The organism is Leptospira alexanderi serovar Manhao 3 str. L 60 (assembly GCF_000243815.2).
GTDB lineage: Bacteria > Spirochaetota > Leptospiria > Leptospirales > Leptospiraceae > Leptospira > Leptospira alexanderi.
Map to the genome: position 1 here is coordinate 68993 of NZ_AHMT02000052.1, position 23060 is coordinate 92052.

At 36.1% G+C, this 23060-nt stretch carries 24 protein-coding genes; 23 read left to right on the plus strand and 1 reads right to left on the minus strand.

The genetic code is table 11. The features are described from left to right. Positions 1-242: 242 nt before the first annotated feature. Entirely contained in the window at positions 243-1661 is a 1419-nt protein-coding gene (locus tag LEP1GSC062_RS16430; RefSeq protein ID WP_010578414.1) for an SBBP repeat beta-propeller lipoprotein, LipL53 family, read from the minus strand. A 462-nt stretch (positions 1662-2123) separates the two neighbouring features. On the opposite strand from LEP1GSC062_RS16430, the gene LEP1GSC062_RS16435 reads away from it, so the two are divergent. The 23 genes from LEP1GSC062_RS16435 (at position 2124) to LEP1GSC062_RS16540 (ending at position 23055) form a co-directional block, all read left to right on the plus strand. Further along, positions 2124-2444: a MarR family EPS-associated transcriptional regulator gene (locus LEP1GSC062_RS16435; protein ID WP_020985020.1), complete on the plus strand. Its 321-nt coding sequence runs from the start codon at positions 2124-2126 to the stop codon at positions 2442-2444. Between the two features lie 4 nt (positions 2445-2448). Then, positions 2449-3393: a GDP-L-fucose synthase family protein gene (locus tag LEP1GSC062_RS16440; RefSeq protein ID WP_010578412.1), complete on the plus strand. Its 945-nt coding sequence runs from the start codon at positions 2449-2451 to the stop codon at positions 3391-3393. 16 nt (positions 3394-3409) lie between these two features. Continuing rightward, a complete protein-coding gene (locus LEP1GSC062_RS16445; RefSeq protein WP_020984893.1) occupies positions 3410-4507 on the plus strand; it encodes an NAD(P)/FAD-dependent oxidoreductase in 1098 nt (365 codons plus the stop codon). A gap of 31 nt (positions 4508-4538) precedes the next feature. Beyond that, positions 4539-5096: an SIS domain-containing protein gene (locus LEP1GSC062_RS16450; RefSeq protein WP_010578411.1), complete on the plus strand. Its 558-nt coding sequence runs from the start codon at positions 4539-4541 to the stop codon at positions 5094-5096. A gap of 6 nt (positions 5097-5102) precedes the next feature. Beyond that, positions 5103-6092 carry an SDR family oxidoreductase gene (locus LEP1GSC062_RS16455; RefSeq protein ID WP_010578410.1) on the plus strand — a complete coding sequence of 330 codons (990 nt, stop codon included), beginning with the start codon at positions 5103-5105 and terminating at the stop codon, positions 6090-6092. Next, on the plus strand, positions 6073-6876 hold the full coding sequence (locus LEP1GSC062_RS16460) for a nucleotidyltransferase family protein (RefSeq protein ID WP_020984930.1): 804 nt from the start codon (positions 6073-6075) through the stop codon (positions 6874-6876). Before LEP1GSC062_RS16455 ends, LEP1GSC062_RS16460 begins: the two co-directional genes overlap by 20 nt. Next, the gene (locus LEP1GSC062_RS16465) at positions 6873-8402 is read left to right on the plus strand and encodes a PfkB family carbohydrate kinase (protein WP_020984935.1); all 1530 of its coding nucleotides are present in this window, start codon (positions 6873-6875) and stop codon (positions 8400-8402) included. Before LEP1GSC062_RS16460 ends, LEP1GSC062_RS16465 begins: the two co-directional genes overlap by 4 nt. A gap of 5 nt (positions 8403-8407) precedes the next feature. Beyond that, complete coding sequence (locus LEP1GSC062_RS16470; protein ID WP_010578407.1) at positions 8408-9400, plus strand: NAD-dependent epimerase/dehydratase family protein; 993 nt, start codon at positions 8408-8410, stop codon at positions 9398-9400. 6 nt (positions 9401-9406) lie between these two features. Next, complete coding sequence (locus tag LEP1GSC062_RS16475; RefSeq protein ID WP_010578406.1) at positions 9407-10507, plus strand: DegT/DnrJ/EryC1/StrS family aminotransferase; 1101 nt, start codon at positions 9407-9409, stop codon at positions 10505-10507. A gap of 8 nt (positions 10508-10515) precedes the next feature. Then, on the plus strand, positions 10516-11619 hold the full coding sequence (locus LEP1GSC062_RS16480; RefSeq protein ID WP_010578405.1) for a DegT/DnrJ/EryC1/StrS family aminotransferase: 1104 nt from the start codon (positions 10516-10518) through the stop codon (positions 11617-11619). Continuing rightward, positions 11620-13254 (plus strand): phosphotransferase, encoded by a 1635-nt coding sequence (locus LEP1GSC062_RS16485; protein WP_020984976.1) that lies wholly within the window; start codon positions 11620-11622, stop codon positions 13252-13254. It begins immediately after the preceding gene. Positions 13255-13263: 9 nt separating this feature from the next. Continuing rightward, positions 13264-14061 carry a transketolase gene (locus tag LEP1GSC062_RS16490; protein ID WP_010578402.1) on the plus strand — a complete coding sequence of 266 codons (798 nt, stop codon included), beginning with the start codon at positions 13264-13266 and terminating at the stop codon, positions 14059-14061. Between the two features lie 17 nt (positions 14062-14078). After that, positions 14079-15011 carry a transketolase family protein gene (locus LEP1GSC062_RS16495; RefSeq protein WP_020984841.1) on the plus strand — a complete coding sequence of 311 codons (933 nt, stop codon included), beginning with the start codon at positions 14079-14081 and terminating at the stop codon, positions 15009-15011. Positions 15012-15418: 407 nt separating this feature from the next. Continuing rightward, positions 15419-16213, plus strand: a complete 795-nt coding sequence (locus LEP1GSC062_RS16500) for a sporadic carbohydrate cluster 2OG-Fe(II) oxygenase (protein WP_010578401.1) — start codon at positions 15419-15421, stop codon at positions 16211-16213. Further along, positions 16210-16602 (plus strand): LIC12192 family sporadic carbohydrate cluster protein, encoded by a 393-nt coding sequence (locus LEP1GSC062_RS16505; RefSeq protein WP_010578400.1) that lies wholly within the window; start codon positions 16210-16212, stop codon positions 16600-16602. The genes LEP1GSC062_RS16500 and LEP1GSC062_RS16505 overlap by 4 nt, the downstream gene beginning before the upstream one ends. Before the next feature lie 3 nt (positions 16603-16605). Continuing rightward, positions 16606-17043 (plus strand): NUDIX hydrolase, encoded by a 438-nt coding sequence (locus LEP1GSC062_RS16510; protein WP_010578399.1) that lies wholly within the window; start codon positions 16606-16608, stop codon positions 17041-17043. Positions 17044-17049: 6 nt separating this feature from the next. Beyond that, on the plus strand, positions 17050-17715 hold the full coding sequence (locus tag LEP1GSC062_RS16515; RefSeq protein ID WP_020984860.1) for a class I SAM-dependent methyltransferase: 666 nt from the start codon (positions 17050-17052) through the stop codon (positions 17713-17715). 108 nt (positions 17716-17823) lie between these two features. Beyond that, a complete protein-coding gene (locus LEP1GSC062_RS25615) occupies positions 17824-17904 on the plus strand; it encodes a hypothetical protein (protein WP_341853180.1) in 81 nt (26 codons plus the stop codon). Positions 17905-18208: 304 nt separating this feature from the next. Further along, positions 18209-18571 (plus strand): hypothetical protein, encoded by a 363-nt coding sequence (locus tag LEP1GSC062_RS25045; RefSeq protein ID WP_010578397.1) that lies wholly within the window; start codon positions 18209-18211, stop codon positions 18569-18571. 815 nt (positions 18572-19386) lie between these two features. Beyond that, on the plus strand, positions 19387-20613 hold the full coding sequence (locus LEP1GSC062_RS16525) for a class I SAM-dependent methyltransferase (RefSeq protein ID WP_039942433.1): 1227 nt from the start codon (positions 19387-19389) through the stop codon (positions 20611-20613). Continuing rightward, positions 20588-21115, plus strand: a complete 528-nt coding sequence (locus LEP1GSC062_RS16530; RefSeq protein WP_020985012.1) for a WbuC family cupin fold metalloprotein — start codon at positions 20588-20590, stop codon at positions 21113-21115. Before LEP1GSC062_RS16525 ends, LEP1GSC062_RS16530 begins: the two co-directional genes overlap by 26 nt. Then, entirely contained in the window at positions 21112-22332 is a 1221-nt protein-coding gene (locus LEP1GSC062_RS16535; protein WP_010578396.1) for a class I SAM-dependent methyltransferase, read from the plus strand. Before LEP1GSC062_RS16530 ends, LEP1GSC062_RS16535 begins: the two co-directional genes overlap by 4 nt. After that, positions 22333-23055 (plus strand): SDR family NAD(P)-dependent oxidoreductase, encoded by a 723-nt coding sequence (locus LEP1GSC062_RS16540; RefSeq protein ID WP_010578395.1) that lies wholly within the window; start codon positions 22333-22335, stop codon positions 23053-23055. The last annotated feature ends 5 nt before the right edge of the window (positions 23056-23060 follow it).

A 23060-nucleotide genomic window follows, 5' to 3' on the forward strand; every position in this document is an offset into this window, starting at 1 on the left:
AGTTCCAGCATTTTTTTAAAAAATTAGCAATCTTTTTTATCGAGTGCCAGGGCGGGGGAGGGGAATTAAATTGTGAGATTCGGTGATTTCTTGTATCAAAAGTCAAAGTCCGCGAATTTAAAAGTCGATTCCCGATTGGGCATGATCGGAAGGGAATTCGTTTCATGAAATTGTCTGAACTCTTCCGTAAAAAAGCAGGGAGGCGGGTTTGTAGGAATTTCCTTGTTCTTGTAGTAATATGATTATTTATATTTTACGACGAATATATCAGTCGTTCCATATCTAGGGGCCCCATTTATTCCTCTGTTTGTGTTTCCGATAACGTAGAGGTTTCTTTTCGGATCGAGTCTGATTTCTTTCCCGATTACATTCGCTTCAAAGCTACCAATCCGTTCTATCCATTTACTTTGTCCGGATGAATTATGCTTTGTAAGGAATGTATCTGTATCTCCTAACGAATCATCCCCTCCGTCTAAGATATTTCCATTGGTAAAACCAGTTGTAAAAATATTTCCGCTTTTGTCGGTAATGATCGAACTGATTGTGGTACGTTTTGCTAAACTACTGGTTGGGCCGAATTGACGAATCCATTGTAAGGTGCCGTGTGAATCGTATTTGGCTATGGTTCCGAGTTCATTCACTCCGCCTAACGTTGTTTCGAATCGCCCGTTGCTTGATCCGCTTATCAATATATTTCCAAATGGATCTGTGGTTATGGAAGCTTCATTAAAGAACTTGCCAGTAGAACCGAGTTGAGCAAAAAATCGCCCGTTGCCATTGCTGTCGTATTTAAGAATAAAAATGTCCCGGATTCCGATACTGGGGAGTGTATTTGTCTCATAGTTTGCGTTTCCGATACCGGTTATATAAATACCGCCTGTAGGTTTATCGAAAACGATTCCTTGCGAAGAACTTTCCGCTCTTGCGACTCCAATTTGACGGACCCAGTCCTCGTCTCCGTTGCTTTTAAACTTAATGATAAATCCGTTTGATCCGGTCAGAGGACCTCCAAAAGGTCCGTCTGTATGTCCAACTATATAAATATTTCCGAACGAATCTAATGTCATTTTACTGGGAAATATTCCATGATTTGCAATACCCTTTTGTTTAAACCAGATTTGATTTCCACCGGAATCGAATTTGATTAGAAACATATCTTCTATTCCCGTGAGTGCTCCCGGATAATTTCTGTTTGTATTGCCAGTTACATACACGTTATCGTTCGTATCGACTGCAATATCCCTTACAGACAAAGTTGTGTTTGCGTTTCCAATTTGTTTCGTCCAGATCGGATTCATTTGAGAATCATATTTTCCAAGGATGATATCCTGGATTCCGAAGACTCCCGCCGCATTGTAAACACCTTCGTCCGTATCTCCTGCGATATAGATCGAACCTTTTTCGTCCACGACTAAGCTGTTGCCGATCGTTCTTGCGTTAGGCGCTCCGATTGACAGGGTCCGTTCTAATTCAAATGTTTTCGAATCATCTTCGAGGTCGGCGGATTCGGAAAAAACGTTATCGATTGCTTCAATTTTTGCGATTCCTCGAACTAAAAGTTGAATCCAAGAGTCGTTTGTTCCCGGAGCTGGCACGCCTACTATCTTAGCCGGAGTGCAAGCTTGAAGGAGTATAAAAAGAAAAATGCAAATGCGATTCATGATATTTTTTCCCAATTTCCAAACGTTATTTTCGACCGAAACCTTCGAGGCTTTTTGAGACAGAAATTTTCCAGGGAATAGGATGTTTTCCCCTACGCGGGTAGAATCTATTTGGTGTTTTTTAAGAAACGAATCACCTTACAATGAGACATCCTATCATTTACTTTTCTTTTCATTGCGTATTTTCCTACCGCTTTCTCGTTTCATGGCCTTAGCCTCCGTTTGTAAATTGAGAACGTAAGTTGTTCTTTCTAAAAGTGATTCAACTGAGGTTTGTTTGGAAATTGGAAGGATACAAACTTGAGGTCTGTTCAACAGTTGAACAAAATTCCTTGACAGGATTCCTTTGCGTTTTTTTTATGAATCAGGATTTTCCAATTCTGGGACTGACCCGGCGAAGCTATACTCGAAGCTTCCGTTAGAGTTCCTTCTTCCGAATCTCCTTCTTTTTGGGTGTTCCTTATGGATGATGCACTGAGACACAAACTTCTGAGAATCTTGGAAGCAAACCCCGAAGTCAATCAAAGAGAAATTTCCGAGATTTTAGGAATTAGTTTAGGTAAGGTAAACTATTGTCTGAAGGCTTTGATGGATAAGGGCTGGATTAAGGCAAAAAACTTTAAAAATAGTAATAACAAATTTGCTTACACGTATTTTTTAACCCCGATGGGAATCGAAGAAAAAGCCCGTATTACGGTTCGTTATTTGAAGATGAAAATACAGGAATACGAACAAATCCAGAAAGAAATCGAGGAGTTAAAGAAGGAAGTCGGGGAAGAATAAGGCGATGGAAAAAGACGCAAAAATTTACATTGCCGGTCATAGAGGACTTGTCGGTTCTGCTATCGAGCGAGTTTTGAGAAAAGAAGGTTACAAGAATATTATTGGGAAATCTCACGCGGAATTGGAGCTTACTGAGCAACCGAAAGTGAATGAATTTTTTGAAAATCAGAAACCTGAATATGTTTTCCTTGCCGCCGCAAAAGTAGGCGGAATTCACGCGAACAATACTTATCCGGCGGAATTCATTTTTTCTAATCTTCAAATTCAGAATAATATCATAGACGCTTGTTATCGGTTTAAGGTGAAGAAGCTCGTTTTCTTGGGGTCCTCCTGTATTTATCCGAAGTTCGCCAAACAGCCGATGGACGAAGGTCAATTGTTGGATGGTAAACTTGAACCGACTAATGAACCCTATGCGATCGCAAAGATTGCAGGAATCGTAATGTGTCAGAGTTACAATCGTCAATACGGCACGAATTTTATTTCCGTTATGCCGACCAATCTTTACGGTCCGGGCGACAATTATCATCCTGAGAATTCTCACGTTCTCCCAGCTTTGATTCGTAGATTCTACGAAGCTAAAATTAAGAATCTCCCCGAAGTGGTCGTATGGGGAACGGGAAAACCATTAAGGGAATTCTTATATTCGGATGATATGGCCCGAGCCTGTGTCTTTTTAATGGAGAATTATGACGTTACCGGTGATGCGAAGGGCGGGGAACATATCAATGTAGGTAGCGGCATTGAGGTAAGCATTCGAGAATTGGCTGAAACGGTGAAAGAAGTAGTAGGTTATCAAGGACTTCTGACTTTCGATCTTACGAAACCAGATGGTACTCCTCGTAAACTTTTAGACGTTTCCAAACTTCATAAGATGGGTTGGAGACACCAAGTGGAATTAAAAGAGGGGATTCGGTTGGCGTTTGAGGATTTTAAAACGGCAATGTAAGGGATGTAGCCAACATTTGATTTTAGTAATAGGTTCGGGTATAGTTGGGAGTTGGATCGCGTATCAACTTTGTAAAAATACCAATTCAGATATTTATTTGTGTGATTCGTCCGAAAATCGAGGAGACGGCATAAGTGGGAGAAATTCGGGAGTTCTACATTCCGGAATTTATTATGCCGAAGATTCAAGAAAATTAAAACATTGTCTTAGAGGGTATGAGTTATCTTTAGAGTTTTTCAATCAATTGAATGTTCCTTATAATATCTGCGGTAAAATTATTACAACTGGAGTTAGAGAAGATCTTTCCGTTGAGTTGCAAAAAAAAGAAAAATTAGAGGAACTTTATAATAAATCTATTCGATACGGTATTCGTGGTACAAGTTATATAAAAAATCTTTCTTTAGAATATCCTTCTCTTTTGGGAGAAAACGCGCTTCACCTTCCAAAAACGGGAGTGGTGGACGTTCCTCTTTATTTGAAAGCGTTATGGAAAGAATGCGAAAATTCCGGAGTTACTTTTATCAAGGGAAAACGTTTTATTTTTCAGGAAGGAGAACCTTTCTTGTGTGATAGGCAATCGGGCCTTATGGAAAAAATCGAAGCCGATTGTATTGTAAACGCTGGCGGGCTTTATTCAGATGAGCTTTTGCAACAGTTGAACGAGTTAAAATACGAAATTCGTCCGAATAAAGGTGAGTATTACCGTTTAAGAAGAGAACTTCCATTTAAAAAGTTGGTTTATCCGCTTCCCTCTCATACAAGCACTGCATTAGGTGTTCATTATACGTTTCATCTAAACGGAGAGTCGTATGCAGGTCCAAATTCCAATTGGGCTGAATCCAAAACGGATTATAAATTTCAAACGCCAAGAGATGTCTTTTTTAATTCTTTAAAAAATATTACTAATTATTACACTGAGGAAGATTTAATCCAAGGTTATGTAGGATTAAGGCCTAGATTATTTATTAATAGTAAACCGATCACTGATTTTGTAATAGAAAGATATCCAGAAAATCGCCCCTGGATTCATTTGCTTGGTATTGAAAGTCCTGGGTTGACTTCTTCTCCTGCAATCGGTGAAGAAGTCTCTCTATTAGTCAAATCACTGATTTAGTAACTTTTTCTTTATTCAAAAGAGGAAACATATGTTAGATCACTACAATGCGTATATTGGCCGTCTTCAATCGGTACTTGTTCCGGAAAGAGCATCGGAAATAGAGCGTCTTGCATTTTCATTGAAGGACGCTTGGGAGACTAAAAAACAAGTTTTCTTCTGCGGTAACGGTGGAAGTGCTGGAAATGCAATTCATCTAGCGAATGATTTTAATTATGGTATTGATAAAAAGAATGGAATTGGGCTTCGTGTAGAGGCTTTGCCTGCAAATGCGGCGGTTATTACTTGTCTTGCGAATGACGAAGGATACGATACCATTTTTTCTCAACAATTGGAAGTAAAAGCAAACCAAGGTGACATTTTGGTCGTTCTTTCTGGGAGCGGTAATTCACCTAACGTAGTAAAGGCGCTTGAAGTCGGAAATAAAATTGGAATGGTCACGTATGCAATTTTAGGATTTTCGGGAGGTAAGTGCAAGGAGTTGGCAAAATATCCAATTCATTTTCCGATCAATGATATGCAAATATCAGAAGACCTACAAGTAATTGTAGGTCATATGTGTATGCAGTGGCTGTGCGGGGCAAAGTAAATTAGAATGAAAGCTTTAGTTACCGGCGGAGCCGGGTTCATTGGAAGTCATCTCGTAGATCTTCTATTAGAAAATAAATTTGAGGTTACCGTTCTTGACAATTTTAGCACTGGAAGAGCTTTAAATTTAGGTCACGTAAAAGAGAATATTGATTTAGTGGAATGTGATCTATCGATTCAAGGAGATTGGATCAAAAAGTTTCAGTCAATTGATTGTGTATTTCATCTTGCGGCACTCGCGGATATTGTTCCTAGTATTCAAAATCCGGAGGGTTATTTTCAATCTAATGTAACCGGTACTTTAAATGTTCTCCAAGCGAGTAGGCACTATGGCGTGAAGAGGTTTGTTTATTCTGCTTCTTCCTCGTGTTATGGGATTCCGAAACTTTATCCAACTCCTGAGACTTCACCGATTCAACCTCAATATCCGTATGCCCTTACAAAAAGGATGGGAGAGGAGTTGGTCATGCACTGGGCTCAAGTTTATAAATTTCCAGCTTTGTCTTTGAGATTTTTTAACGTTTACGGGCCTAGATCTAGAACCTCAGGAACCTACGGTGCGGTCTTTGGTGTTTTTTTAGCTCAAAAGTTAGCAGGTAAACCATACACAGTTGTAGGCGATGGAAAACAAACTCGGGATTTTACTTATGTGCGAGATGTTGTGGAAGCAGTTTTTGCAGCCGCCCAAAGTGATAAAGTAGGTGAAATCTATAATGTTGGAAGTGGTGCGACGGTTTCAGTAAATCGAATTGTAGAACTTTTGAAGGGAGAAGTTACTTACATCCCGAAGCGACCTGGTGAACCCGACAGTACCTTTGCCGATATTACGAAGATTAAAAAAGATCTTAAGTGGTTCCCGAAAATATCGATCGAAGCAGGTATTGCGGAATTAATTAAAAATATAGATTATTGGAGAGAAGCTCCAGTATGGACGCCTGACAAAATAGAAAAAGCGACATCCGATTGGTTTAAGTATCTTGGCGGAACCAATTCATAAAAACGAAATTAATGTTTTGATCCTTGCGGCAGGGCTTGGAACCAGACTTAAACCCCTTACGGATCGTTGGCCGAAATGTTTGATGCCGATTTCCGGGAAACCTTTACTTGAAATTTGGTTGGATCAAATCTCTCAATTAAAGATTTCTAAAGTGTTGGTAAATCTTCACTATTTAAGTGAGGTTGTTTCTTCTTTTTTAAAAAGACCGAAATATAAGGATTGGGTCAAATCCGTTTACGAGCCCGAGTTATTAGGTACGGCGGGGACTCTTCGGAAAAACTATGATTTTTTTAAAGGGAAAACTACCCTTCTGATTCATGGAGATAATCTATGTCTTTGCGATTTTAAATCCTTTGTAGGATTTCATTTTTTGAAAAGACCTAAGTTTTCTCTGATAACGATGATGACGTTTCGAACTGATTCTCCCAAAAGTTGTGGGATTGTGGAACTCGACGATGACGGTATGGTTCAAAAATTTCACGAAAAAGTAGAGAACCCCCCGGGGGATCTTGCAAATGCCGCCATCTATTTGATTGAACCGGAAGTTTTAGATTGGATTCGAGAAAGGAAATACGTGACTGATTTTAGCAATCAGGTGTTACCACAGTTTTTAGGTAGAATCGCTACTTGGGAAAACAAAGGTATAATGCGCGATATTGGAAATTCAAAGGCTTTGGCACAAGCTCAAAAGGAAGTCACTTTTCCAGAAAAGGATAATTTGGATGAATGGGAAAGCGAATTTATATCGAACTCGATTCATCAATCAATTCAATCAATATTATGATTCCGAATTCGCATAAGATAATATCCGTCGGGGACATTTCCCAACTTAGTGAAAGTCCATTAGAGGAGTCTTTAGTTCTTTGTTATGGACATTTTAATGTTATACATCCAGGGCATATTCGATTTTTACAATATGCTAAAAGTCTTGGAAAAAAGCTAAAAGTAGCGGTTCTTGGAGATCAGAGTATTACGGAATCCCAAAGAAGTAAATATTTTCATCAGATGGAAAGAGCGGAGGGTGTCGCTTCTTTGCATTTTGTGGATTTAGTTTACGTATTGGATAAAATTTCTTTGGAAGATTTATCGATTCGAATTAGACCTTCCGTTTTAGTTTTGGGTAAAGAGTTTGAAAATACCCATCGTGAAGACATCAAAGCAGCTGTTTCTACTGTTGAAGAGCAAAAAGGGAAGGTGATCTTTCATGCTGGAGAGATTCATTATGCGAGCGCCGATTTACTACACGGTAATCAACAGGACTTGGAGTTTGAAAGAAAACAATTGTTCCTTCAAGCCTGTAAGAGACAAGGGGTGAGACTTTCTAATCTTCTACAGCAAATTAGTAAGTTTTCAAATTCGAAAATCCTTGTTGTTGGCGATACAATCGTTGATCAATATGTTGCGTGTGACGCAATCGGGATGAGTGCCGAAGCCCCCGTTCTTGTCGTAAGAGAACTGGAAACAAAAGAATTCGTAGGCGGTGCGGGTATTGTAGCGGCTCATGTAAAAGCATTGGGTGCTAATTGCACATTTTTATCCGTGGTAGGCGAGGACGAGAATGCAAATTTAGTATATAAAAATTTGCGAGAACAAGGAATTGACGTACAGTTAATAAGTGATAACAGTCGTCCAACTACTTTCAAAATTCGTTATATGGTGGAGAATCAAAAACTATTTCGTGTTAGCCGTTTAAAAGAACATTCTTTATCTAAAAAAATAGAAGATCAGTTGATTGAGAAGATCAAAACGGACGCAAAAAACTATGACGGAATTCTTATATGCGATTTTGTTTATGGTGTTATTACTCCGAGAATTCTCTCGGAAATTCAGTCGATAGCGAATAAAAATGAGATTCTACTTTTCGGAGATTTACAGTGTAGCAGTCAAGTTGGTAATGTAGCTAAATTTGAAGAATTCAATTTAATTTGTCCTACGGAGCGAGAGGCAAGAATTGCTCTTGGTAATCATGAAGACGGAGTGGAATGGATTGCAAATACTCTTTTGGAGAAAACACGTTCCAAAAATCTACTAATTAAACTAGGTGCTGAGGGATTTATCGCTTATTCGAATGATTCTTTCGGAAATTTTATAAGAAAAGAACACTTTCCTGCTCTAGTGTCGAATCCTGTCGATGTGGCCGGTGCCGGAGATTCCTTGTTGGCTGCTATTGCAGTTAGTATGTGTTCCGGTGCAAATTTAATGGAGGCGTCCGCGATCGGTTCTTGTATGGCGGCGCTTGCGGTTCAAACGGTAGGGAATATACCCGTCTCTCATCAAAAAGTGGAAAATTATATTATGAACTTGGAGTAACTATGATGGCTCAAGATATTAAAAGTATTTATATAACCGGTGGTGCGGGTTACGTCGGAGCAATGCTCGTACCTCGTCTACTTAACGAAGGATATAAAGTGACAGTCCTAGATCTTATGATCTATGGTGAAGATGTTCTTAAAGAACATCCTAACCTAACAAAGATTCAAGGGGATATTCGAGATCAAAATGTCTTGAATCAAACAATTCCGGGTCATGATTCTGTCATTCATCTTGCATGTATTTCCAACGATCCTAGTTTTGAATTGAATCCTGATTTAGGAAAATCGATCAACTTAGACGCATTTAGACCGCTTGTAGAGATTAGCAAAAAAAACAGAGTGAAAAGATTTATTTATGCTTCTTCTTCTTCCGTTTATGGAATTAAAGATGAACCAAATGTTACGGAAGATTTTTCATTGGAACCTCTTACCGATTATTCTAAGTTCAAAGCGGATTGCGAAAAGATTCTCGCAGAATACCAAACCGATGATTTTACGACGGTTACAATCCGACCCGCAACAGTTTGTGGATATTCCCCTAGACAAAGGTTGGATGTTGTGGTAAATATTTTAACCAATCTTGCTTATCATAAAAGAGAGATTAGCGTATTTGGAGGAGCACAACTTCGTCCGAACATTCATATCGATGATATGGTAGATGCGTATTTGGTTTTATTACGCGCTCCAAAAGAAAAGGTAGCTGGAGAAATATATAACGCCGGTTACTTAAACTTTACAGTTTCTGAAATTGCTAATATGGTGAAAGAAGTTGTCGGAGAAGATGTAAAGTTAGTTACAACTCCTACAAACGATAATCGATCTTACCATATTTCCTCCGATAAGATTTATAATCAGTTGGGATTTCGTGCAAATCGCTCCATCAAGCTTGCGGCAGAAGATTTAAAGAAAGCTTTTGATTCTGGCCTTCTTCCAAATTCTCTGACTGATGAAAAATATTTTAATATAAAACGTATGCAATCTCTAAGTTTAAGGTAAGTTAAAATGCAAGTAAGATATTCATATTTAAAACAACAATTTGAAAATTGCGATGATCTTTGGGATGAATTAAAAAGGTTTGTTCCGACAGGAGATTTTACTTTAGGGAAACCTTTAATTGAATTTGAAAATCAATTCTCTAAGTTAATCGGTGCAAAGTATGCGATAGGAGTGAATTCGGGTACGGATGCTATTAAACTTTCCTTAAAAGCTCTCGGCGTAGGATTTGGCGACGAAGTGATTACAACGGCAAATACATTTGTAGCAACAGTAGGAGCGATTGCTGAGCTCGGAGCTATTCCGGTGTTCGTAGATTGCGATGATACTTTTTGTATGAATGTAGACTTGTTGGAAAAAGTCATTAGTAAAAAAACTAAAGCTATAGTTCCTGTTCATTTCACGGGTTATATGACTGATATGAGAAAATTGATGCCGATTGCAAAAAAATATAACCTACCTGTAGTAGAAGATGCTTGTCAGTCTATCCTAGGGGCAATCGAGAACAAAAAAGCTGGGACTTGGGGAAATACGGGAGCTTTTTCTCTTCATCCTTTAAAAAATCTGAATGTTTGGTCGGATGGAGGTGTTATTGTTACGGATGACGAGGAACTTGCAAAAAATCTACGATTACTTAGAAATCACGGTTTGATCGATCGTGATAACGTTGAAATTTTAGGATGTAATTCTAGGTTAGATACCATACAAGCTGTTGTTGGCAATTGGCTTATTCCTAATGCGGTAGCTATTTCAAATAAACGTATTGAAAATGCGAATTATTATGATCAACATTTAAAAAATATTCCTCAAATTACCCTTCCCCCAAGACCCAAGGATTTTAGAATTGTTTATCATTTATATATTGTTTTTGCAGAAAATCGAGATCATCTCTTAGATTATTGTATAAAAAAGGGAATAGAGGCTAAGGTACATTATCCGATTCCAATTTATAGACAAAAGGCACTAGCAGCCTATGGGTATAAAGAAGGTGATTTTCCTGTAACGGACGCACATACGAAAAAGATTATTACGTTCCCTTGTGATCAACATCTTTCAAAGGAAGAAATTGATTATGTTGTTTCTACTGTAAAAGAATTCTATTCTAAGTAAATGATCTGATGGTAAACATTCCTTATATAAATTTAGTTGAGCAGTGGAAAAACGAACGAGAAGAATTACTTCCGGTTCTTGATTCCGTTTTAGGTTCTGGTCAGTACATTGGTGGTCAAGAAGTAGCAAAGTTTGAAGAGGATGTTGCAAAGTTCTGCGGAGTGAAATACGCGGTTGCTTTAAATAGTGGAACTGATGCGCTCGTATGTGGGCTTTTGGAACTTGGTATTCAATCGGGTGACGAAGTAATTACTCCGCCAAACTCTTTTATTGCTTCTACAGCTTCGATTGTTCATCTAAAAGCGAAACCAGTATTTGTCGATGTAGGAGAAGACCAGAATTTAGATCCGGAAAAATTAGAAAAGGCTATCACGTCTAAAACAAAAGCGATTATGCCTGTTCATTTAACTGGCCGAGTTGCCGCGATGAATGAAATTATGAGGATTGCAGACAAATATTCTATACCCGTAATTGAAGATGCAGCACAATCTATTGGTTCTAAATATGATGGTAAGCTGAGTGGTTCTATTGGTAAAATTGGATGTTTCTCTACCCATCCATTAAAGAATTTAAATGCTTGCGGCGATGGTGGATTTTTGACAACAAACGATGAGAAAATTTATAATTCTGTAAGTAAGGTTAGAAATCATGGTTTAATCGATAGGAATACTGTCGGTGAATTTGGTTTTGTAACGAGAATGGATGCAATCCAGGCGGCGATTTTAAATTTCCGTTTAACGCGTTTACCGCAAGTTATTGAAAAAAGGCGTCAGAATGCACAACTCTATAAAACTTTATTGGATAAGAAAAATGTATTTATCCCAGAAGATAAACCTTTAGAATTTAATACTTATCATACTTTCGTAATTCAGGTTGAAAGAAGAGATGAGTTAAAAGATTATTTATTTTCATTAGGTATTGAGACTTCTATTCATTATCCGATTCCGATACATCTTCAACCGGCAAGTAAAAATCTTGGTTATAAAAAAGGAGATTTTCCTATTACGGAAAAGCAAGCGGATCGAATTTTAACTTTACCTGTTCATCAATATTTGAAAGAAGCTGATTTACATAAAATTGCTCAAGCTGTTAATCATTTTTACGAATCGTAAATGAAGATAGGAATTGATTTAGATAACACGATTATATCATACGATAAATCGTTTGTCTTTGTGGGTAAAAAGATAGGTTTAATTCCGGAAAATTGGCTTGGAACTAAGCTAGAAGTTCGAAAGTTTTTACGAGAATCTAAGGATGGAGAAAATAAGTGGCAACGATTACAAGGAAAGGTCTACGGACGTTATATTCATTGTGCTGAGCTGTATCCTGGTGTTTATCGATTCTTATGGAGATGCAAAAAAAAAGGAATTCCGGTAGATGTAGTAAGTCATAAAACAGAATACGGACATTATGATGAAGAAAACATATCTTTAAGAGCAGCTGCTTTAAAATTCCTTATTGAAAATGGACTCTATCAAGCTGATAAAACTGGTTTTGTGCAAAATGTTTATTTTCATGATACACAAGAAGAGAAAATAAAAAAAATAGAAAGAGAAAATTATTCTTATTTTATCGATGATTTAAAAGAAATATTAATTCATCCTTTATTGGCAAAGATTCAAAAGAAGTTTTTTTTTGATCCTCATCAAACTTCTTACGATTTTGAAGAAGGGAATGTTAATCAAGTAAGTTATTGGAATGAAATAGAACACTCTATCTTGGGAAAATACAATCAGGAAGATTTGGTTTATTTTAAAAGTGAATTCAATTTACCTGAATTAAAAAATGCATATTGGTGCGAAGGACAGGGTAATTCCAGGATAGCGTATTTAGAAACGTTAGATTCAGACAAATTTGCTCTAAAACTTTATCCGTCTGATTCTGATCATAATAGACTGAATTCAGAATTTTTTGGGTTTAGACTTCTACATGAAAATTTAATTAAAAATGTTCCTGAACCAATTTTTTATAATAAAAAACTCAATTGCGGTATATATAGTTGGGTTGAAGGTGAGAAAATTATATCTTCATCTAAAATGGGATTGGATGCAATGCTTGATATGATGAAGAATTTAAGTTGGATTGCAAAATCTGAATTACCTAACGAAATAAGCAGAGCTTCTGCTTCTTGTTTTTCAGGTATAGATATAGAGAATCAGATTCAACGTAGATTGAAATTACTCTACCCTGCAACCGAATTTCATTCAGATTTGAAATCTTTTTTAGAAATGGACTTAATACCCTTTAAAGATTTTTTAATTGAATGGGTAAAAAAGAAATGGGGTGGAGAAGAAAGTTATAATTCACCCATACCTAAAGAGTTTTTAATTTTGAGTCCTTCTGATTTCGGATTTCATAATATGCTAAAAAATAAAAATGGAGAATTTATTTTTTTAGATTTTGAATACTTCGGTTGGGATGATCCTGTTAAATTGATAGTAGATGTGTCTTTTCATCCTGCTATGAATTTACAAGAAGATGAAAGAAGTTATTGGAAAAAAGGCATGTTTGTTATTTTCGGAGATTTTCTGGAGAAGAAATATGAAGTTACCTGGGCTATGTATTCATTGTGTTGGTGTTTGATTCTATTGAATGAATTTAGAAAAGATATATGGATAAGAAGAGTTTTAGCAAATAGTAACAAACAAAACCATAAAGCTGAAATCTTAGCAAAACAGTTAAGCAAGTCAATTTATTTATTCAAATATATTCAAAAGAATTTTTATGCTCAGATTGAAAAAGGTTAAAGCTATAATATGGATGATCGTTCTAAACAATTAAGAAAACTTATAGTTGAAATGATGGAATCAGAAAAAAGAGGGCATATTGGTCCAGCTTTATCATTAATTGAAATATTACGAGTTCTTTATGATGATATATTGAAATATGATCCTAAAAAACCCAATTGGGAGGATCGAGATAGGTTGATTCTTAGTAAAGGTCATGGTTGTTTGGCTTTGTATTCTATTCTTGCAGATAAGGGTTTTTTTCCTCTTGATGTTTTAAAAACATTTGGCAAACCAGATTCAATACTTGGAGGGCATCCAGAAAGAGGAAAGGTCCCAGGCGTAGAGGCCTCAACAGGAGCTTTAGGACATGGTTTGTCGATTGGGGTTGGGATAGCGATTGCTGCAAAAATTAAAAAGAAAGATCATAGAGTTTTTGTAATTACAGGGGATGGAGAAATTAACGAAGGTTCTGTCTGGGAAGCAGCGTTATGTGCTGCTAAACATTCCTTATCAAATTTAACCGTAATCATAGATTATAATAAATTACAATCTTATGGTTTAACTGAAGAAGTTTTGAATCTTGAACCTTTAACGGATAAATGGAAAAGTTTTGGTTTCGCTATTGAAGAAGTAGATGGTCACAATATTAAAGAATTGAAAAGTTTATTTAGTAAATTGCCATTAAATAAAACAAAGCCGACTGCTATTATAGCACATACAATAAAAGGGAAAGGCTTTTCTATGGCCGAGGGAAACCCCCAGTGGCATCATAAGAATAAAATAACTCCTGAAGAATTCTCCATAATGTATGAAAGTTTAAACTAAAAGGTTAAAATATTATTATGCGCAATACTAGCTTAAAAAGTGTTTATCAATTGGCATTGCAAGATCCAAGGGTTGTATATATAGGTTCTGATTTAGGTGCAGGTGTATTAGATGAAATGAAACAAAATATTCCTGCCCGTTTTTATATGGAAGGGGTAAGCGAGCAGCATATCGTTGGTATGTCTGCAGGAATGGCGATGGAAGGTTATATCCCTTATGTGAATACGATTGCTACTTTTCTTACTAGGAGATGTTTTGAGCAGGTTGCAGTAGATTTATGTTTACATGATTTACCTGTTCGTTTGATTGCAAATGGAGGAGGAGTTGTTTATGCTCCTCTTGGACCTACGCATTTGGCGGTTGAAGATATAGCAATTCTTCGTGCCCTACCGAATATGACAATTATCGCTCCGTGTGATGCTGAAGAGATGAAAAGGTTGATGCCTTTGACAGTGGATTGGCCCCATCCAATTTATATCCGATTGGCAAAGGGTGGAGATAGGGTAATCAGTAAACCGGAGCTTGGTTTTGAAATTGGAAAAGCCATTGTCATGAAAGAAGGTAAGGATGGTTTGTTCGTAACAACCGGAGTTATGACTCAGCTTGCTTTAGAAGCCATTCAGCAATTGGAAACTGAAGGGGTGAGTTGTGGAGTGATTCATATGCATACGATAAAACCTTTGGATGGAGATACTCTTAAAAAGTGGATTCCGAGAGTTTCCGGCGTGGTTACCGTAGAAGAACATACTCGAATTGGTGGTTTGGGAAGCGCGGTTCTTGAATTTTGCAATGAAGAGATTCCGAATGAGACAGGAAAAATTAGAAGGATAGGTCTACCGGATCGATTTTCTGAAAAGTATGGAAGTCAGGAGTCTTTGTTAAATCACTTTGGAATTAACAAAGATGCTTTAGTGAAAACTATGAAGGATGCGATTGGTATTAAGAAATGATAATGTTTCTTTTACATTTTAGATTTTCTTTTTCAAAATTCGCGATGGATTTTTTGCACTTAAAATACTAAAAGGCAATTCAAAAATCGTTTAGATTTAAAAAAACGTAAAAGTTCCTATTTAAGAGCTTTAAACTATTTGGAATGTGGGAATTCTTACAAATTTGGATCGAAAAAGAGATTTAAAACTCCAAAACGAATGTAATGTTACGTAACCTGTTGGAGCTCCTGCATTTTTTGAGAAACTTGCCGAATGATTAAAATCCATTTTGTAAGGTCTCTGGAAAACCTCTATAAAAAGGATTTTAGATGCAACAAGTGCCAAACGGCAGTTTAAAGCAGAGATTTTTTATAAAGAAATCGTTGTTTAGGGATTTTAAATACGAAAGTATAATAAATTAGAAAAATATGTTTTTATCTGAGTATGAACAACAAATAACAGATGAGTATGTTCGAAATGGTTATACTATTCAAAAAACTGCCGATCTAGGTTCGTTGGATTGGATCAGAGAAAGTATAGCGGATATAGTCAGGAATATTTTGGGTTTATCTAAAGAAGAGCCATCCGATATTCTTCTAAATCAAATTCATAAAAAGGTTTCCGTGAGCGAGTTGAATCCATTTCGTTTGAAGGTGATTCAATCCATGAATTCCTTAAAAGACTTTCGTTATCATTATTATAAAGTAGCTAAACCTTATTTAGAAACGTTAGTCGGAAACGAATTATCCATGCAATTAAGAGTAAACTTAAGCATTCAATTTCCGAACGACGACAGTTCACTTCTTCCGGTTCATTCCGATACTTGGTCTGGAGATTCTCCGTATGAGATTGTAGTTTGGTTGCCAATCGTAGATTGTTATAAAACAAAATCCATGTATTTGCTTCCACCTAAGTCGTCCAAAAAGTTAATCTCGGATTTTAAGAATCAGTCCGGAGTGAGCAGCGAAAATTTATTTCAATCGATTTCAAAAGACGTTCAGTGGCTGGAAGTTAACTACGGAGAAGTTCTTTTATTTGATCAAGGTTATCCTCATGGAAATCGAGTCAATGAGGAATCCGATACACGATGGTCTATGAATTGTAGGTTTAAATCTGTATTTACTCCTTACGGAGATAAAAAGTTAGGGGAATTTTTTGAGCCGATCACCCTTCGTGCGGCTTCCAAAATCGGAATGGAATATCAGTTTCCAAAAGTGAAATGAAAGGTGTGAGAGGTTATATATTTAGTCGGCCGTTTTTGGGAGAAAGAGTTCCACAACATGTGCAGAATATTGTCATTAGGGATTATTGCCAGAGAAACGGCCTACACTATTTACTGAGCGCGACCGAATATGCAATGGAAGGTTGCCATTTAATTTTGGAACAAGTCTTAGATGAATTAGTGAATCTAGAAGGAATAATCCTCTATAGTTTATTTCAACTTCCTATCGATTCTGGAAATAGAAAACGTTTTTACGATCGTATCCTTTCATCTAATAAGATTTGTTACTTTGCAGTAGAAGGCTTAAAGTTAAGCGATCAAGAAGAGATGGAACGTATTGAAAATCTTTGGAAAATTAAACTTATATTGCCTGATTGTTTGAATTATTAATTTATGAATCATTCCGTTATTCATGCGGTTAAAGCTTTAATTTATAGGGATGATCGTCGTATTTTATTGCAGCAACGCGATTTTACACCAGGAATCATATTTCAAGGTTATTGGACTTTTTTCGGCGGTCAAGTCGAGTCTGGTGAAAATCTAAAAGATGCATTGCAGCGGGAATTGGAAGAAGAGCTTGGATGTCTTCCTGGGAGTATTGATGACGAGTTGTTTCAATGGCAATGGAGGGACAAATCTATGGTTCATTGGAATCATTGTTTACCGGTTTATCTTGAAGTAAAAGAAGATGTTCTCATTTTAAACGAAGGTCTCGGCATGAAATGGTTTCTATGGGAAGAGTTACATGAAAGTTTACCATTAGTTCCAGGTATTAGCGAAGATCTTTATAGAATTAAAAGTTTCTTAGATAAAATTTTTCTCGTTAGATGATAAAGAATGGGAAAGCTTAAGAGTATAGTTACACCGCTTCACAAAGCGACTCAGAGAGATTATCTGGCCCGTATGCAGGATCATAAGGTAGAATGTATGATCAAGGCGAAAGAATACGGTTTTGATTATTGGGATGGAGATCGCCGTTTCGGATACGGCGGATATAAATATATTCCCGGCAGATGGAAGCCAGTTGCAGAAACTTTGATTCAAGATTACAACCTTAAATCTGGATCCAAGGTTTTAGATGTGGGATGTGGAAAAGGCTTTTTACTCTATGAAATGCTATTGATCGAGCCTGGGTTAAAAGTTGTAGGTTTTGATTCTTCAGTTTATGGGCTTGGAAATGCAAAAGAAGAAGTAAAACCGTATCTCTTTTCATACAAGGCTCAGGATCCTTATCCGTTTGGGGATAAAGAATTTGATTTAGTCATCTCTCTTGGTACCTTTCATAATTTAAAGCTATTTGAGTTGAAATCCGCTCTGAAAGAAATGGAAAGAGTTGGTAGAAACGGTTATTTGATGTTAGAAAGTTATCGAAATGAAAAAGAGCTTTTTAACTTAGAATGCTGGGCTTTAACTGCGGAATCTTTATTAGAAGTTTCCGAATGGATTTGGTTATACCGTGAGTTTGGTTATACCGGAGATTACGAGTTTATATTTTTTGAATAAATGAAATTTTAGATGAATTAAATTTTTGAAATTTTATTTAGAATTCCGACTCACAAAGATTATAGACCGGATATCGACGGACTGAGAGCGATAGCCATTTTGTCGGTTGTGATTTATCACACGATTCCTTATCGATTTAAAGGCGGGTTTATAGGCGTAGATATATTTTTTGTCATATCCGGATATTAGATATCGAGTATTATTTTTAAAAGCTTAAAGTCAGAAACCTTTAGTTTTAAGGATTTTTATCTTAAAAGAATTAAAAGAATATTTCCCGCTCTAATTGCGTTATTCGTTTTTATTTTGTTATGCGGATATTTATATCTTTTAGCGGAAGATCTAAAACGTTGAGCAAACATGTTATTTTTGGTATTTTGTTTGTATCAAATATTGTTTATTGGTCTGAAGCCAGTTATTTTGATTCTGGGATTAAATACTACTTCATCTATGGTTAGCGGTCGAAGAGCAGTTTTACATTTTATGGCCGGTTGTTTTGTTTTTCATTCATAAATATAAGAAGGATTTTCTTAAATTCTTTTGTGCATTCTGGATCGTTTCTTTTTCCATAAATATTTATTTGACCGGAAAGGACCTTACCTCCGCGTTTTTTCTTCCCCATGGAAGATTTTGGGAATTGATGACGGGAAGCTTTCTCGGTTATATCGCAATTTTCTATAAGGATCGATTCGATTATAAATTTAATAACTTATTTCGCAATATCCGATCCATAATCGGTATTTTTTTGATCGGAATCGCTTTCTATTGTATCGATCAGGAGAAAGCGTTTCCCGGATGGTGGGCATTGATGCCTTCGATAGGCGCTCTTTTGTTGATTTCCGCCGATAATGGACAGTAATACTGGGTAACAGATTATTCGTCGTCATAGGTCTTATCAGTTCATTGCGATCTGATTTTAAAAGTAAATCCTTCCATAGTTGTTCTTTCCGCATATTGGCCGGGTTATTTTTTTCCTCAAGAGATTACTTTTGAAAAAGATATGGGTCGTTTCAAGGAATCGATTTATTCCTTAAAACGAAGCGGGGTTTCTGATATTGTATTACTTGGGGTCCGTTACCCGAATGGGAAAATCGCGGACTACTCGATACTTTAATAAAAAGGATTGTCTTTCAAAATGAGAGGGCCATTCCCTTACGGATTCAACCGAAGAATATTAAGAATATAATCGAATTGGATAAAAAATTTAGAGAATTGGCGGCTGAGGCGGAAATTGCTTATCTGTCCCCACTCCAACGCTTTGTGCAATAGAGAAGGTTGTCTAACGCGCACCGGTGAAGGTGTCGATTCTCTGATTTCATTTGATCACGGACACTTAACCCGATCTGGTTCTGAATTTTTAGTCAAACTAATTTTTTCGGAGTTAATTCGGTTTTTTTAGAACTTATGTTCAATAATTTGAATACCTATTTTAGGAAAAGAGAATGTTTCAATTTGATTTGAATGAAAGTTATATTTTTTTGTAAAAAATTTAAAAATAGGTTTGGCGCAAAAAAAAATTAGAATTTCAAATTTCTTTTATATATTAGAATAATTTGTAATTATCCCAATGATTTATAAAATTAAATAAATTTTCATTTTGAAAAAAATACAGAATATTTGAGATAAGTTTTAGTAATTCCTATGAGTAGTAGAAAAACATATTGAGGTACTTTAATGCACTGCAGACTTTGTAAAAGTAATAATTTAGCATCTCTGATAGATTTTGGAAATCAACCGATAGTCCATAAACTTACGAAAGCTCAAGAAGTTTTCTCAGAAAAATCCCCCTATTTGCGCCTAAGCAAATTTTACCCATTTCATTTAGTCTATTGTGTTAATTGTGGGTTTATTCAAATTGAAAATCCAATAGACCCAAATATATTATATGAAAACTATTTTACAGTAAGCGGTTGGAAAAGCCAACCACATGTACCGAGGCTCGTAGAAGTAATGGAATCAATTTTTTGTTTAGGAGAATTTGATAAGATTCTTGAAATCGGTTGTAACGATGGTAGTTTCTTTGATTATTTAAGAGAAAGACGTTATTCTAATCTTGTTGGGATAGAGCCTACGCTTGATTCTTTTCAGATAGCAAAAGAGAAAGGTCATAATGTTTTTCATAAATTTTGGAATTATGAATATGCGAAAAATTTTGTTTCTACTGAAGGGAAATTCGATTTAGTGATTACACGTCAGGTATTGGAACATATTTCAAATTTAGAAGACTTTATGCAAGCGATTCATTTGTCATTGAAAGAAAATGGAGGGCTTATCATTGAAATACCTGATAGCCAATGGAATCTTGACTATTTAGATTATTCTCTTTGGGAAGAACATGTGAATTATTTCACGATTGAATCGCTTAGGAATTTATTAGCTCTGAATGGATTTCAAATCATACATAGCGAAACTACTTTATTTTCGGGAAAAGCGCTTATCGTATATTGCGAGAAATCCACAAGAAATACAACTGGAGTAAAAAATTCTCACAATGATAAAATAATAAATTACGGAAAAATATATCCTAAATTCAAATCTTCTTTACAAAAATATTTGGATTCTTATAAAAATGTGGCAGTTTATGGATGTGGGGCCAGATCTTGTAACTTTGTAAACTTCCTTGGAATCAAGGATCATATTAAATTCTTTATAGATGATCAAAAGGAAAAGCAGAACGCCTTTGTCCCTGGTTGTGGATTAGAAATTTTAAATTCAGAAAACATTTTCGATAAGGCTAAGCATATTCTTTTAGGTGTAAATACTGAAAATGAGTTTAAGGTTTTAAAAAAGAAGGGTTTAATGAATAGTACTATGAGTTATCATTCCATACTTCCGCCCAGTAAATTATTGCCCGACTTTTGGAAAGAAATGATTTATGGTCAACTACAGTCTGCAAACTAAAGTTTCCGAGGAAGTATATCATTCTACTGAAAGTCTTTTGGGCATTCAGAAAGGAGATATTCAGAAATTAATCGAAATTGCCAAAAAAACCAAACGTCAAAGAGCGAGAATTTGTTCCCATTTCAACAGAGATGAACAGTTGCAGGAAATGTTTATTGTTCATCCTAAGGGGGCGTATGTTCGGCCTCATAAACATTTAGGAAAGCCCGAATCTATGATGATTTTGGAGGGCGAGGTTGATTTTATTACGTTTGATGATAATGGTAAAATAGAAAATGCAATGAATATGGGCGCTTATCACACCGGTAAAATTTTTTATGATAGTATGCGTTCTTCCGTTTATCACACTTTACTGATTCGATCGGAATGGTTGGTATTTTTAGAAATAACAAAAGGGCCTTTTCGAAAAGAAGATACAATTTTTGCACCTTGGAGCCCGGAAGAGAACGATACAAAAAACGTTTGTGAATTTATGAATAAGATAGATCAGAGATTAAAATGAATCATTTTTATTTGAGAAAAGATTGTAGGCTTTGTAAATCTAAGGATTTGGTCAATGTATTATCGTTGACCCCGACGGCGTTATGCGACGCGTATGTAAAAGAAAAGAAAGAACAAGATGTCTATTCTTTGGATCTTTTTCAATGTAAAAGCTGCAATTTTGTGCAGATAGAATGTGTAGTCGATCCAGAAATTATATACAGAGATTACATCTATGTAACTACGAGTTCTTCCGGATTGAGCAATCATTTTGAAAATTATGCGAGAGAAGTTTTTGAGAAACTCAACCTAAAGGCAGATAGTCTAGTCGTAGATATTGGAAGTAACGATGGCACTTTACTTAGCCATTTTAAAGCAAGGAAGGCAAAAGTACTAGGAATAGAGCCTTCGATTAAAACTGCTGAAGATGCGACTCAGGGTGGAATTGAAACTTTACCGGATTTTTTTGACCCTTCTCTTGCAAAAAAAATAAAAGAAAAAGTAGGGCAAGCTGATTTAATTACGATCAATAATTTATACGCGAACATAGACGATTTGCATTCCTTTACGGAAGGATTGGAATTTCTTTTATCACCAAACGGAGTCATTGTGATTGAGTCTTCTTATTTAGGTGATATGGTGGACAATATGGTGTTTGATTTCATTTATCATGAACATTTGTCTTATTTTTCAATATTACCTCTTATGAAATTTTTCGATTCATTCGGCTTGAGATTGATTCACTTACAACACGTTGGAACTAAGGGTGGGTCATTTCGGTACTATTGGGCGAGAAAAAGTTCAAATCACTCTGTTTCGACGGACGTTGAAAAGTTTGTAAAAATTGAAAAAGAAAAGAATATGACCGAGGTTTATTTTAAGAATTATGCGAACCGTATAGATAAAGTAAAAACGGAATTGATACAAGAACTCGAAAAATCGAAAGGAAAAAGGAAAATTATCGGGTACGGTGCATCGGCGACTTCCACTACATTGATTTATCATTTTGGATTGGAAAAATATGTAGATTATCTCGTTGATGATAATCCGGGAAAAATTGATACTTATAGTCCAGGCTTGCATATTCCGGTAAAACATCCGGATGTTCTCAATTCCGAAGGAGATGCGGTTTTAATTGTCTTGGCTTGGCGGTACTTTGATTTGATTCGATCTAAATTAAAAAATCATAAACTCACTTTGATATGTCCGCTTCCAGAGTTTAAGAAAGCGGAATTTTGAATGATGAATGATTGTTCTTTAGTGGTAGGTGGATCGAAAGGAATCGGTTTAGAAATTGCTAAATCATTTTCAGAACGAGGAGATGAGACTTACGTTTTATCTCGTAATAAAGGAAAATGGCATGGGAATCACATAGAAGCTGATTTATCAAACGAAGGAAATTTAAATCATGTGCTTCATTACATCCGAAATAATAAGATTCGATTTAAGTATATAGTATTTGCTCAGAAGAATAGGTCTTTACCCGATGACTTAGATTATGAGTTGATGATACAACTTAAATCTGTCAAGATTCTCGTCGAAGGAATTACTCCTTTGATGGAAGGAGGGGCCTTTGTTTTCATAGGCTCACCCGCTGGCAGATTTATTGTAAGGGAGCAGCCGTTAGGTTATCATTTAAGCAAAGCAGCGTTAGAGCATTTGACAAAATATTATGCAGTAAATTTAGGTAAACTTGGTATTAGATTTAATTGTATTTTACCTGGAACGGTACTGAAAGAATCAAATAGGGAATTTTATCAAGCGAACGAAGATGTTTCTAATTTATTGAAAAAAATTACTCCTCTTCGAATGTTGGGAGAAGCAATGGACATTGTGAATGCGGTGGATTTTTTCTCTAGCGAAAAATCTAGGTACATTACCGGACAAGTTATTTTTATAGATGGGGGACAGTCGCTTGAAGGTCAGGAATCCTTAGCAAGAGGATTGATTCTTTTCGACTAATAATT